Source organism: Streptomyces sp. NPDC052299 (assembly GCF_040679335.1).
Classification (GTDB): domain Bacteria; phylum Actinomycetota; class Actinomycetes; order Streptomycetales; family Streptomycetaceae; genus Streptomyces.
In genome coordinates this window covers 207,949-221,209 of record NZ_JBFAUP010000014.1, presented here as the reverse complement: position 1 = coordinate 221,209, position 13,261 = coordinate 207,949, and the positions used below count along the sequence as shown (strand labels likewise).

The 13,261-nt window shown below is 73.2% G+C and carries 11 protein-coding genes; 8 read left to right on the top strand and 3 right to left on the bottom strand.

Annotation, left to right across the window (positions count from 1 at the left end):
* Positions 1 to 45: 45 nt before the first annotated feature.
* Positions 46 to 4,722 carry a DEAD/DEAH box helicase gene (locus tag AB0L33_RS24140; protein ID WP_365684623.1) on the bottom strand — a complete coding sequence of 1,559 codons (4,677 nt, stop codon included), beginning with the start codon at positions 4,720 to 4,722 and terminating at the stop codon, positions 46 to 48.
* A 101-nt stretch (positions 4,723 to 4,823) separates the two neighbouring features.
* On the opposite strand from AB0L33_RS24140, the gene AB0L33_RS24135 reads away from it, so the two are divergent.
* The 3 genes from AB0L33_RS24135 to AB0L33_RS24125 are packed head-to-tail and all read left to right on the top strand — an operon-like array spanning position 4,824 to position 6,797.
* Positions 4,824 to 5,687 carry an AraC family transcriptional regulator gene (locus AB0L33_RS24135; protein WP_365684621.1) on the top strand — a complete coding sequence of 288 codons (864 nt, stop codon included), beginning with the start codon at positions 4,824 to 4,826 and terminating at the stop codon, positions 5,685 to 5,687.
* Positions 5,688 to 5,697: 10 nt separating this feature from the next.
* The gene (locus tag AB0L33_RS24130) at positions 5,698 to 6,495 is read left to right on the top strand and encodes an AzlC family ABC transporter permease (RefSeq protein WP_365684619.1); all 798 of its coding nucleotides are present in this window, start codon (positions 5,698 to 5,700) and stop codon (positions 6,493 to 6,495) included.
* A complete protein-coding gene (locus AB0L33_RS24125) occupies positions 6,492 to 6,797 on the top strand; it encodes an AzlD domain-containing protein (protein WP_365684617.1) in 306 nt (101 codons plus the stop codon). Before AB0L33_RS24130 ends, AB0L33_RS24125 begins: the two co-directional genes overlap by 4 nt.
* 113 nt (positions 6,798 to 6,910) lie before the next feature.
* Here AB0L33_RS24125 and AB0L33_RS24120 read toward each other — a convergent pair whose 3' ends face one another.
* A complete protein-coding gene (locus AB0L33_RS24120) occupies positions 6,911 to 7,825 on the bottom strand; it encodes a hypothetical protein (RefSeq protein WP_365684615.1) in 915 nt (304 codons plus the stop codon).
* A gap of 79 nt (positions 7,826 to 7,904) precedes the next feature.
* Here AB0L33_RS24120 and AB0L33_RS24115 point away from each other — a divergent pair, with 79 nt between their 5' ends.
* The 5 genes from AB0L33_RS24115 to recX all read left to right on the top strand — a co-directional run bounded on the left by AB0L33_RS24115 (position 7,905) and on the right by recX (position 12,299).
* Complete coding sequence (locus AB0L33_RS24115) at positions 7,905 to 8,099, top strand: DUF3046 domain-containing protein (protein ID WP_365684613.1); 195 nt, start codon at positions 7,905 to 7,907, stop codon at positions 8,097 to 8,099.
* Positions 8,100 to 8,271: 172 nt separating this feature from the next.
* Positions 8,272 to 9,480, top strand: a complete 1,209-nt coding sequence (locus AB0L33_RS24110) for an AI-2E family transporter (RefSeq protein ID WP_365684667.1) — start codon at positions 8,272 to 8,274, stop codon at positions 9,478 to 9,480.
* A gap of 78 nt (positions 9,481 to 9,558) precedes the next feature.
* Entirely contained in the window at positions 9,559 to 10,317 is a 759-nt protein-coding gene (locus AB0L33_RS24105; protein ID WP_365684611.1) for a hypothetical protein, read from the top strand.
* 212 nt (positions 10,318 to 10,529) lie between these two features.
* Entirely contained in the window at positions 10,530 to 11,654 is a 1,125-nt protein-coding gene (recA, locus tag AB0L33_RS24100; RefSeq protein ID WP_365684609.1) for a recombinase RecA, read from the top strand.
* 3 nt (positions 11,655 to 11,657) lie between these two features.
* On the top strand, positions 11,658 to 12,299 hold the full coding sequence (gene recX, locus AB0L33_RS24095) for a recombination regulator RecX (protein WP_365684607.1): 642 nt from the start codon (positions 11,658 to 11,660) through the stop codon (positions 12,297 to 12,299).
* 11 nt (positions 12,300 to 12,310) lie between these two features.
* On the opposite strand, the gene AB0L33_RS24090 is transcribed toward recX, so the two are convergent.
* Positions 12,311 to 12,946 carry a hypothetical protein gene (locus AB0L33_RS24090; protein WP_365684605.1) on the bottom strand — a complete coding sequence of 212 codons (636 nt, stop codon included), beginning with the start codon at positions 12,944 to 12,946 and terminating at the stop codon, positions 12,311 to 12,313.
* Positions 12,947 to 13,261: the final 315 nt, after the last annotated feature.

Below are 13,261 nucleotides of genomic sequence, written 5' to 3'. Positions count from 1 at the left end.
TTCGCCGGAGCGTGCGCGCCCCGGCCCCGGTCGCCGTTGCCCGCCTTACGCCGCGCGCAGGCGCAGGCCCCTCGGAGTGGCGAGGAAGCCGGCCGCCTCCAGCGTGCGCCCCAGGGGCGAGGTCAGGGACGAGGCGCCATTCGTGCGCTCCACGGTCACCGTGCCGAGGGCCCCGGCGCGAGCGGCCGAGGCCAGGGCGCCGGCCGCCGCCCGGAGCGCGGGGTCGTCCGGATCGGTCGGCCAGGCCAGCAGCGTCTTGCCGCCACGCTCCATGTACAGCGTCAGCTCACCGTCGACCAGGACCACGAGCGAGCCCGCCTTGCGGCCCGGCTTGTGCCCGGCCCCGTCCGGCGGCTCCGGCCACGGCAGGGCAGCGCCGTACGCGTTGGCCGGGTCGGCCGCCGCCAGGACGAGGGCGCGGGGTGCGGCGCCCGGCTCCGTACGGTCCCGGGCCGTGGACACCGCGCGGAGCCGGTCGACCGCGCCGTCCATCGCGAACTGGGCGGCCCCCAGCCCCTCCACGACGTACCCCCGGCGCGCCTGCCCGTTGTCCTCGAAGGCCGACAGCACCCGGTACGCCGCCGAGAAGCCGCCCTCGACGCCCTCGGCCTGCACCGCGCCCCGGGTCACCACCCCGTGGCGGTCGAGCAGCGTGCGCGCCAGGGCGTGCGCGCGGTGCGTGGGCTCCGGTTCCAGCGCCGGCAGCAGGGACCAGCGGCCGGAGACCGTGGGCGGCCCGGTGCGTGAGGCCGGGCGGGCGGCGGCGGTGAGGGTGCCGTAACGGCCGCGCGGCACATTCCGCCGGGCACGGTGCGCGGTCGAGCCCGCCGTGCGGCCCGAGCCCAGGAGGGAGCGCAGCGGCGCGAGGGTGTCGTTGGTCAGACGGCCGGACCAGGCGAGGTCCCACAGGGCGTCCGCCAATTGCGGATCGGTGCAGTCGGGGTGGGTGGTGGCGCGGACCTGATCGGCGATCTGGCGGAAGAACAGGCCGTAGCCGCCGCCGAGCGCGGTCAGCACGGACTCGTGCAGCGCGCTGAGCTCCAAGGGGCGCGGCGGCGGGAGGAGCAGCGGGGCGCTGTCGGCGAGGTAGAGGGAGATCCAGCCGTCCTTCCCCGGCAGGGCCCCCGCACCGGCCCAGACGACCTCGCCGGTGGTGGTCAGCTCGTCCAGGAGCGCGGGGGTGTAGCCGGTGACCCGGCCGGGCAGGACGAGCCGTTCCAGCGCGGAGGCGGGGACGGGCGCCCCCTGAAGCTGCTCGACGGCTCGGGCCAGTCCGTCGATGCCGCGCAGGCTGTTGCCGCCGAGATGCTGCCATTGCGGCAGGAACCCGGCCAGGGCGGCGGGCGGGACCGGCTCCAGCTCATGGCGGAGGGCGGCCAGCGAACGCCGCCGCAGCCGTCGCAGCACCGTGGCGTCGCACCACTCCTGGCCGATGCCGGCGGGGTGGAACTCGCCCTGGACGATGCGGCCCGACGCCGCGAGCCGTTGCAGCGCCCCGTCGGTGACGGCCGTGCCGAGGCCGAACCGGGCCGCCGCTCCGGTGGAGGTGAACGGGCCGTGCGTACGGGCGTACCGGGCGAGGAGGTCGCCGAGGGGGTCCTTCACGGGCTCGGTGAACGCTTCGGGCACGCCGACCGGGAGCGCCGTGCCCAGGGCGTCGCGCAGCCGGCCCGCGTCCTCGATCGCCGCCCAGTGGGCCGCTCCGGCGATCCGGACGCGGATGGCGCGGCGGGCGGACTCGAGCTGCTCCGCCCAGCCGGGCTGGGCCCCGCGCTCGGCCAGCTCCTCGTCGGTGAGGGGGCCGAGCACCCGCAGCAGGTCCGCGACGCCCTCGGCGTCCTTGACCCGGCGGTCGTCCGCCAGCCACTGGAGCTCGCGCTCCAGCTCGGTCAGCACATCGGCGTCGAGCAGTTCGCGGAGCTCCGCCCTGCCCAGCAGCTCGGCGAGGAGCCGGGAGTCCAGGGAGAGCGCGGCGGCCCGCCGTTCGGCGAGCGGCGAGTCGCCCTCGTACAGGAACTGGGCGACGTAGCCGAACAGGAGGGAGCGGGCGAACGGGGAGGGCTCCGGGGTGGTGACTTCGACCAGACGGATGCGCCGGGCCTCCAGGTCGCCCATCACCTCCGTGAGCCCCGGGACGTCGAAGACGTCCTGGAGGCATTCGCGGACCGCTTCGAGAACGATGGGGAAGGAGCCGAACTCGGAGGCGACCTGGAGGAGCTGCGCGGCGCGCTGGCGCTGCTGCCAGAGCGGGGTGCGTTTGCCGGGACTGCGGCGGGGAAGCAGGAGCGCCCGGGCCGCGCATTCGCGGAACCGCGAGGCGAACAGGGCGGAGCCGCCGACCTGGTCGGTGACGATCTGCGCGATCTCGCCCTTGTCGAAGGCCACATCCGCGGCGCCGACCGGGGGCTGGTCGCTGTCGAAGGCGGTGTTGGCCGGGGCGAGCGGTGCGGATGGGCCCTGGCCGGACTCCTCAGCCGGGTCCTGCGCCGGATCGAAGTCCAGGAGGTCCAGGCCCATCATGTCGGCGTCCGGCAGCCGCAGCACGATGCCGTCGTCGGCATGCATGACCTGGGCGTCCATCCCGTACCGCTCGGCGAGGCGGGCGCTCAGCGCCAGCGCCCACGGGGCGTGCACCTGCGCGCCGAACGGGGAGTGCACGACGACCCGCCAGTCGCCCAGCTCGTCCCGGAAGCGCTCGACCAGGATGGTCCGGTCGTCCGGGACATGACCGCAGGCCCGGCGCTGCTCGTCCAGATACGCCAGGACGTTGTCGACGGCCCAGGTGTCCAGCCCCGCCGAGAGCAGGCGGTCCCGGGCATCCTCGGGGGAGAGCCCGCCGAGCTCGCGCAGAAAGGCCCCCAGGGCGCGGCCCAGCTCCAGCGGGCGGCCCAGCTGATCCCCCTTCCAGAACGGCAGCCGCCCGGGCACCCCGGGCGCGGGGGAGACCAGGACCCGGTCCCGGGTGATGTCCTCGATCCGCCAGGACGTCGTGCCCAGCGTGAAGACATCGCCGACCCGGGACTCGTAGACCATCTCCTCGTCCAGCTCACCGACCCGGCCACCGCCCTTCTTGGGGTCCGACCCGGCGAGGAACACCCCGAAGAGGCCCCGGTCCGGGATGGTCCCGCCCGAGGTGACCGCGAGGCGCTGCGCACCGGGCCGGCCCGTGACCGTACCGGCGACGCGGTCCCAGACCACCCGGGGCCGCAGCTCCGCGAAGGCGTCGGACGGATAGCGGCCCGCGAGCATGTCGAGGACGGCGGTGAACGCCGACTCGGGCAGCGAGGCGAAGGGGGCGGCCCGGCGGACCACCGCGAGCAGGTCGTCCACCTGCCAGCTGTCCAGCGCGACCATCGCGACCAGCTGCTGGGCCAGCACGTCCAGCGGATTGGACGGGACGCGCAGCGCCTCGATCGAGCCCGTCCGCATCCGTTCGGTGACCACGGCCGCCTGCACCAGGTCCCCGCGGTACTTCGGGAAGACGACACCGGTGGAGACCGCGCCCACCTGGTGGCCGGCGCGGCCGACCCGCTGGAGGCCGGAGGCGACCGAGGGCGGCGACTCGACCTGGATCACCAGGTCGACCGCGCCCATGTCGATGCCCAGCTCCAGGCTGGAGGTGGCGACCACCGCGGGCAGCCTTCCCGCCTTCAGGTCCTCCTCGACCTGGGCCCGCTGCTCCTTGGAGACCGATCCGTGGTGGGCCCGGGCGAGCAGGGCGGGGGCGCCCTTGGCCGCGCCGGACTCCGCCATGATCTCGGCGGGGGAGTGGGCCTCCGGCATGGTCTCGCCGGTGGCCCTCTCGTACGCGATCTCGTTGAGCCGGTTGCACAGGCGCTCGGCGAGGCGGCGGGAGTTGGCGAAGACGATCGTGGAGCGGTGCGCTTGGACGAGGTCGGCGATCCGCTCCTCCACATGCGGCCAGATCGACGGCTTCTCGGCCTGTCCCGAGGTGTCGTCGGTGGCGGGGGAGCCGCCCAGCTCGCCCAGATCCTCGACGGGCACCACCACCGACAGGTCGAACCGCTTGCTGGACGGCGGCTGGACGATCTCCACCTTGCGCCGGGGCGACAGGAAGCGCGCCACCTCGTCCACCGGCCGGACGGTGGCTGACAGACCGATGCGCCGGGCCGGCCGCGGCAGCAGCTCGTCCAGGCGCTCCAGCGATACGGAGAGATGGGCGCCGCGCTTGGTGCCCGCGACCGCGTGCACCTCGTCCAGGATCACCGTCTCGACGCCCGACAGGGCCTCGCGGGCCGATGAGGTCAGCATCAGGAACAGCGACTCGGGCGTCGTGATCAGGATGTCCGGCGGCCGGGTCGCCATCGAGCGGCGCTCGGCGGCCGGGGTGTCGCCCGACCGGATGCCCACCCGGACCTCGGGCTCGGGCAGGCCCTGGCGCACCGACTCCTGGCGGATGCCGGTCAGGGGTGAGCGCAGATTGCGCTCGACGTCGACCGCGAGCGCCTTGAGCGGCGACACGTACAGCACGCGGCAGCGCTTCTTCGCCTCCGCCGGAGGGGGAACCGCCGCCAGCCGGTCCAGGGCGGCGAGGAAGGCGGCCAACGTCTTGCCCGACCCGGTCGGGGCGACGACCAGCACGTCCGATCCCTCGCCGATCGCCCGCCAGGCGCCCTCCTGCGCGGCGGTCGGCGCGCTGAACGCCCCCGTGAACCAACTGCGGGTCGCGGGGGAGAAGGAATCGAGTGCGGAGCCGGTCATGTCCCCCATCGTGCACCCCGCCACTGACAACGGCCCCGGCAACCGCGGGGCGGGCCGGGGGACCGGCGGCCCGACCGCCCGCGAGCTGGGAGAATCCCACCATGGCAGGAGCACAGCAACCGGGGGAGTGGGCGCGGCACTGGAGTTACGCGGAGCTGCCCGACCTCGACCTGCTGCGGGCCCGCTACATCCGGCACACCTTCCCGCGCCACAGCCACGAGGGCTATGTCGTCGCCACGGTGAGCCACGGCGTCGAGGACATCGGGATGCCGTCGGGAACCCTGCACGCGGGGCCGGGGACCGTCGTCATGATCAACCCGGAGGTGCCGCACAGCGCCCGCGCCGGTGTCCCCGAAGGCTGGGCGTACGACACGCTCTACCCGTCCGCGCAGGTCATCAGCGACATCGCGGCCGATACGACGCGCCTGCGCGGCACCGTCGGCTTCGCCGAAACCGGGGTAACCGATCCGTGCGCGGCCCGGCTGATAGCCGAGGTCCACCGGGCGGCCGAGGAGGGCAACGCCCTGGCCGCCGACAGCGTGCTGCGGATCGTCGTCACCCGCCTGCTCGCCCGGCACGGCACCGCCTTTCCCGTCTCGGCCCCGCGCGCCGCCGGAGCCCGTGACGCGGCGCGCGCCCGGGCCCTCCTGGAATCCCGGATGGCCGAACCGCCGACCCTGGAGGCGCTGGCCGCCGAACTGGGCACGAGCCCGTTCGCGCTGCTGCGCGCGTTCAAGAAGCAGTACGGCATGCCTCCGCACACCTGGCTCACCGACGCCCGGGTGCGGCGTGCGCGCCGGATGCTCGACGCGGGCACGGCTCCCTCGGTCGCGGCGACGGAAGTCGGCTTCACCGACCAGCCGCATCTCCACCGTCACTTCACCCGGATCGTGGGAGTGACCCCCGGCGCCTACCAGCGCGAACGTGCAAGAACGTACAAGACCGGCCCGGAACGGCCCCGGTAGCGTGCTGAACGTGGCCAAACAGACAGCACCCACCCGCACCACCGCCGAACCGCCGGACGGCAGCACATGTGCCGCCGGGACCAAGCCGGACTCGGCCGTCGTACGCGACGCGCTCGGCGTCGGCATAGCCGTCGGACTCTCCGGCTTCGCCTTCGGAGTCACCTCGGCCGGCTCCGGCCTGAGCCTGCTCCAGACGTGCGCGCTCAGCCTGCTCGTCTTCACCGGCGCCTCCCAGTTCGCCCTGGTCGGCGCGCTCGCCGCCGGCGGCAATCCGTACACCGCGGCCGCCGGGGCCTTCTTCCTCGGCGTACGCAACGCCTTCTACGGCCTGCGGCTCTCCCAGCTCCTCGCGCTGCCGCGCGCCGTGCGTCCGCTCGCCGCCCAGTGGGTCATCGACGAGACGACCGCCGTGACGCTGCCCCAGCCCACCCGGCGGGCCGCGCGGCTCGGCTTCACCGTCACCGGGCTCACGCTCTACGTGCTGTGGAACCTGACCACCCTGGTGGGCGCCATGGGCGCCGAGGCGCTCGGCGACACCGAAGCCTGGGGGCTCGACGCGGCCGGCCCGGCCGTTTTCCTCGCGCTGCTCGCCCCGATGCTGAAGTCCACCACGGAGCGCGTGACGGCGGCGCTCGCCGTTCTGCTCGCCCTCGGCCTCCTGCCGGTGCTGCCGGCCGGGGTGCCCGTGCTGCTGTCCGCGCTGGCAGCGCCCGTCGTCCTGTTCCTGGTGGGGCGCGCCAAGGGTGACGGCACGGGCCGGACCGGGGCCGGGGACACCGGTGCGACCCGGGCGGAGGGCGGCCGATGAACGTCTGGATCGCCATCGCGCTGACCTTCGTCGGCTGCTACCTCGCCAAGCTCGTCGGCCTCCTGGTGCCCGCCGGGGCACTGGAACGGCCGCTGGTGCAACGCCTCGCCGCCCTGCTTCCGGTGGCCCTGCTGGCCGCGCTCACCGCGCAGCAGACCTTCGGCGACGGCCGGCTCCTCACCCTGGACGCCAGGGGCGCGGGCCTCGCCGCCGCGGCGCTCGCCCTCGTCCTGCGCGCCCCGTTCCTGGTGGTTGTGGGCGTTGCCGTGGCCGTCACGGCGGGGGTACGCGCGCTGGGCTAGGCGCTGTTCGGCCCTCGGAGCGAAGGGGTGTGCCGGCCGGGAACGTAAGGGGCGTGCCTCCTTGAAGCGTGCCCCTTACCGGAGCGCCCTTCCCTGCCGTGCCGCTTCCGCCCTCACGCCAGGACGCGGCCATGCGCCCGCAGCGTTTCCAGCGCCCTGAGGGTGACCAGGGGGCGTCCCTCCAGTGCGGTCCCGGGTGCCCACTGCCGCCAGGTCACCGGCCAGCCGCCGTCCGGCTCCTGCGCGGCGGCGAGATGGTCGAGCGAGCGCTCCATCTCGGTGTCGGAGAACCACCGCCGGGCGAGCGACGCGGGCGTACGGGCGTAGTCGTACGGGAAGTGCTGCTCGCCCGGTGCGTACCCGGGGGCCACCGGGTATTCCGCGCGCCGGTCCGGATCGAGCACGGCGAGCCGCTGGTCGCGTACCAGCCGCCCCAGCCGTTCGGCGGCGGCCTCTGCCCGGCGCCGGTCCGGCACCCCGTCGAGGAAGGCGACGGCAGCCTCGATCTCGTACGGATGCGACGCCTCCAGGGCGTCCACCGCCGACCAGCAGAAATCCGTCGCGCGGAAGAGCCAGGCATGCCACACCTCATTGCGGTGCAGCAGCCCGACGACGGGCCCGGTGGCGAGCAGTTCGGCCGGCGGGTGGTCCACGATCGGGATGAAGGGGGCCGCCGGGTAGTCGCGCTGGGAGGGCAGCAGCGCGGGCAGGGCGCCCTCCTTGGTGGACACCTCCGTCAGATACCGGCAGATCCGCTCCACCCGTAGACCGGCGCACCGGCCGATGGAGTCGAGGACGCTGAGCGCGTGCGCGGTGTGCAGGGGCTGACTGACGGGGCCCCGCAGATCGGGTTCGAGCGCGTGGCCGTAACCGCCGTCCTCGTTGGCATAGGCGGTGAGGGCCGTCTCCACCGCGTCCGCGCTTCCCCTCAGATACTGATGGGCGAACCGCCGCTGTTCGAGGACACGGGCCGTGAGCCAGATGAACCGCTCGGCACGGGCGAGGGGATTTGTTCCAGTTGCAGCCATGGACCGACCGTAGGGCTTCGGGCCCCCGAACAGGGCCGATGCGGCCCGGCTGCACTCTCAGGAGCGGGATACTGAAGGCATGCGGTTGACGATTTTCTGGGAACGGATGGCCGATCACTTCGGCGCGGCCTACGCGGACTCCTTCGCACGCGACCATGTGATGGCGGAGCTGGGCGGACGTACGGTCCATGAGGCGCTCGCGGCCGGCTGGGAGACGAAGGACGTCTGGCGCGCGGTCTGCGCCGCGATGGACATCCCCGCCGACAAGCGCTGACGCCGGGGGCGGGAGGGCTGCCTTCCGGGGTGCGCGAGGGACTGTCACCCACATAGGCGAGACTTGCTCCGTGGCACCCACAGACGAGACCGATCAGATCCAGCCGCCGCGCACGCCGCCCGTACCACCGGCCGCGCCACCGGTTCCGCCGTCCGGCGGCGGGCCCGCCCGCATGCCCGCCTGGCTGCCGCGTGCCATGGTCCTCGCCCTCGCGCTCTACGCCTGCTTCCGGCTCGGCAGCTGGGCATTCGACCAGCTCATCGGGCTGCTCATCAATGTGCTCATCGCCTTCTTCCTGGCGCTCGCCATCGAACCCGCCGTGAGCCGGATGTCCGCCCGCGGCATGCGCCGGGGCCTCGCCACCTTCCTGGTCTTCCTCGGTGTGATGATCGCGGGGGCCGGCTTCGTGTTCCTGCTCGGCTCGATGCTCGCGGGTCAGATCGTCGACATGGTGGAGGACTTCCCGGACTACCTCGACTCAGTGATCAACTGGGTCAACCAGACCTTCCACACGGAGCTCTCACGCGTCGAGGTCCAGGACAGCCTGCTGCACTCCGACTGGCTGCAGAAGTACGTACAGAACAGCGCGACCGGTGTGCTCGACGTCTCGGCGACCGTCCTCGGCGGCCTCTTCCGCCTGCTGACGATCTTCCTGTTCTCCTTCTACTTCGCGGCGGACGGCCCCAGGCTGCGCCGCGGGCTGTGCTCCGTGCTGCCCCCCGCCCGTCAGGCCGAGGTGCTGCGGGCCTGGGAGATCGCCGTCGACAAGACCGGCGGCTACCTCTACTCGCGCGGCCTGATGGCGCTGATCTCCGGCATCGCGCACTACATCCTGCTCGCCGCCCTCGGCGTGCCGTACGCGCCTGCGCTGGCGGTCTGGGTCGGGCTCGTCTCCCAGTTCATCCCCACGATCGGCACCTATCTCGCGGGCGCCCTGCCGATGCTGATCGCCTTCACCGTCGACCCGTGGTACGCGCTCTGGGTGCTCGGCTTCGTCGTGGTGTACCAGCAGTTCGAGAACTACATGCTCCAGCCCAAGCTCACCGCGAGGACGGTGGACATCCACCCCGCCGTGGCGTTCGGCTCGGTCATCGCGGGCACGGCGCTCATGGGCGCCGTCGGCGCGCTGATCGCCATCCCGGCCGTGGCCACGCTCCAGGCGTTCCTCGGCGCGTACGTGAAGCGCTACGACGTCACGGACGACCCGCGCGTCCACGGCAGCCGCCCCGGAGTGCGCGGCGAGCCCCTGTGGACGCGCCTGAGACGGATGCGCAACGCCTTCGCGGGCGAGGACGGCCGGGACGCGGGCGGGCAGCCGGACGACGGCGAGCCGGAGGAGCCGCGGGGGCCGGAGGGGCCTTCCGGTCCGAGCCGCACCTGAAGCGCTCGTTCCGCCGGGGCGGGCCGGGTCGCCCCCGTAGGCTGAGGCGCGGGATGTCGTGCCGACCCTGGGGGGAACATGGAGTGGCTGTCCCTGGCATCGGCGGCCGTGGCCGTCTGCGGTGCGGCGGCGGCCGCGCTCTTCAGCTACTGGCAGCAGCGCCGCCTGCGGTCCCGGGAGCAGCGCGACTACATGGACCGGTACGGCGCCTCCCTGGCATGGGCCGCGTTCGATCTGCAGACACGACTGTTCAACATCCTGCACGGCCACGACACCGATCAGGATCCCGCGCGCGGCGACGGTTTCCTGACGAGCTTCCTCATTCGGGGAACCCCGCGCGAGGCCGACTTCGTCCGGCACAGCACGGTGTTCGTGCTGGCCGAGTATCTGGGCTGGGTGGAGATCCTGCGCCGTGACATCCAGTTCCTGGAGCTGGGCCGGAGCCGCGTCAACGCACAGGTCATGACGCAGATCTCACGGATCGGCGCGAGTCTGTCCAGGATCGACACGGAGAGCAACGAGCTCCGTCTGTTCCGCGCCCAGCAGCGGGCCGTCGGCGAGCTCATGGTCCACCCCGACAGCGAGCCGGGCCGGCGCCGCTGCCTGGGTTACGCGGAGTTCTGCTCGAAGCTGGAACACGACCAGGAGTTCGCCGCGTGGTTCACCGATCTGCTGGCGGACGTGGACGGTCTGGCGGCCGACACCGCCCAGGCCGTCGGCCGCCTCACGGATCTCCAGGTCCAGCTGGTCGCGCTGATCGATCTGCTGGACCCCGGAAGGGAACGCTTTCCCCAGTTCAGGCTCGCCTACAACCCGCGCACCCGGCCCCGGAGCTGACCGTTCCGCCCCTCCGGCCCACTCGCGCGGGGGCGGCGTGGTGCGCTTGACACTAAAATCGAACATCCATTCTCATGGGGTTCCGGCCGGGTTTTCCCGGGCCCGACCGCGGAGTTTTCCACAGGCCGGGAGGACGTCGAGGCCCATTGTCAGTGGCAGGGGTTAGCGTCTTTGACGTGAAGCGATCGACTCAAGCAAATCGGGTGGAACCCATGGCAGGAACCGACCGCGAGAAGGCGCTGGACGCCGCACTCGCACAGATTGAACGGCAATTCGGCAAGGGCGCGGTGATGCGCCTCGGCGAGCGGCCGAACGAGCCCATCGAGGTGATTCCCACCGGGTCCACCGCGCTCGACGTCGCGCTCGGCGTCGGCGGCCTGCCGCGCGGCCGTGTGGTGGAGGTGTACGGACCGGAGTCCTCCGGTAAGACGACGCTGACGCTGCACGCCGTGGCGAACGCACAGAAGCTCGGCGGCTCGGTGGCCTTCATCGACGCGGAGCACGCCCTCGACCCGGAGTACGCGAAGAAGCTCGGCGTCGACATCGACAGCCTCATCCTGTCCCAGCCGGACAACGGTGAGCAGGCCCTCGAGATCGTGGACATGCTGGTCCGCTCGGGCGCCCTCGACCTCATCGTCATCGACTCCGTCGCGGCCCTGGTGCCGCGCGCGGAGATCGAGGGCGAGATGGGTGACTCGCACGTGGGTCTCCAGGCCCGCCTGATGAGCCAGGCCCTCCGGAAGATCACCAGCGCGCTCAACCAGTCCAAGACCACCGCGATCTTCATCAACCAGCTCCGCGAGAAGATCGGTGTGATGTTCGGCTCGCCGGAGACCACCACCGGTGGCCGGGCGCTCAAGTTCTACGCCTCGGTGCGCCTCGACATCCGCCGGATCGAGACGCTCAAGGACGGCACCGATGCGGTCGGCAACCGCACCCGCGTCAAGATCGTCAAGAACAAGGTCGCGCCGCCCTTCAAGCAGGCCGAGTTCGACATCCTCTACGGCCAGGGCATCAGCCGCGAGGGCGGCCTGATCGACATGGGCGTGGAGCACGGCTTCGTCCGCAAGGCCGGCGCCTGGTACACGTACGAGGGCGACCAGCTCGGCCAGGGCAAGGAGAACGCGCGCAACTTCCTCAAGGACAACCCCGACCTCGCCAACGAGATCGAGAAGAAGATCCTGGTGAAGCTGGGCGTCGGGGTCCGGCCCGAGGACGCCGCGGAGTCCGGTGCGGACGCGGCGGGCGCGGCGGCTCCGGCCGAGGCCGCGGCGAAGCCGGCGACGGCGGCGGCCGGCAAGACCAAGCCGGCCAAGGCGGCCGCGGCCAAGAGCTGATCCGTGACGCGTCGTACTGAGTGGCCGGCCGGCGCCGTCGACCCCGGCGCGGCCTCCGGATCCGGTGAGGGAGCGGGACGGCGTTCCCGCTCCCGGTCCAGTGACAGCGGTTCCCCCTCCTCGTCGAGGGCCGAGAAGGGGGAACCGCGCGACCCGGTCGAGCAGGCCCGCAACATCTGCCTGCGCCTGCTCACCGGCACACCGCGCACCCGCAAGCAGCTCGCGGACGCCCTCCGCAAGCGAGAGATCCCGGACGAGGCGGCCGAAGAGGTGCTGTCCCGCTTCGAGGACGTCGGGCTGATCGATGACGCCGCCTTCGCCGACGCCTGGGTGGAGTCCCGGCACCACGGCCGCGGGCTCGCCCGCCGGGCGCTGGTCCGAGAGCTGCGCACCAAGGGTGTGGACTCCGCCGTGATCGACGAAGCCGTGGGGCAGCTCGACTCCGAGCAGGAGGAGGAGACCGCGCGCGAGCTCGTCGCCCGCAAGCTCCGGTCCACCCGGGGACTGGACCGCGACAAACGCCTGCGCCGCCTCGCGGGCATGCTCGCCCGCAAGGGATACGGCGAGGGGATGGCCCTGCGCGTGGTGCGCCGGGCACTGGAGGAAGAGGGGGAGGACACGGAAGGGCTGGACGAGCCCTTCTGAGCCGACGGCCGCTACTGACCGGCGCGGGCCGCGCGGCCGATGGTGGCGTCGATCAGCGCGAGGGCGTCCTCGGCGGTGCGCCCCGGATAGCGGTTCCAGGGACCGATCAGCCCGGTCCAGCCCTGGGAACGAAGCTCCGCGATGAGCCACGCCCCGGCCCGGTCGACCGTCTCCGCCGAGCCGTAGCCCAGACGGTGCGCGGTCAGCATGGCACCGCAGACACAGCGGGCACCCCGGATGTTGCGGAGCCGGTACGGGGTGTTCTGCCAGCCCCACTCGATCAGGATCCGCCTGGCGTGGGCGAGATGCACGGACGGCTGCACATCGGGCCGCCCGACGCGCCGCCACGCGTGGAGCCGGTCCGGCAGGATCGCGCCGATGCGCCCGGGGAGCGGACGCTCGCCCGGTGCGGCGGGGGGCAGTGCCCGGACGGTGTCGGTGATCAGCCGTTCCACCGGCACGGAGAGCAGGGCGCGCCAGTCGTCGGCGGGGGCCGGGGCGGGCGGGGCGGTGCTCGCGGGGCTCGGGGACCCGGGCGCCGGGATGGTCAGGTCCCAGCCGGTGACGATCTGCCGCCAGGTCTCCGTGTCATGGAGGCGCGCGGCCTGGGCGTCGAGTTCGTCGGGGGTGAGGGCGGTGGTCGGCATCGGTGCGTGCTCCCCGTCGTAGCGGCGTACCGGTGCCCTGACGGCGTTCCGGCAGACGGGCGGCCGGAGTGGCCGTACCCGCCGTGAGGCGAATGTCCGTCCACCTCCCGGGCCGCTCCACCCGAGCGACGCCATACGGGTGTGTCGCGGGGGCATTCCGGTGGTGGCCCATGGACGCGCCCGCCCGCGTCGGGCGGTGAGCGGCACCGCACCCGGGCTGGACGGAGCACCGGCGCCCCGCTCCCTCCGGAGCCGCGCCCCGGCGGGTCGCGGCGCCCGCCGACCGCGCCCGCCGCGCCCGTCGCGTGCAGCCGT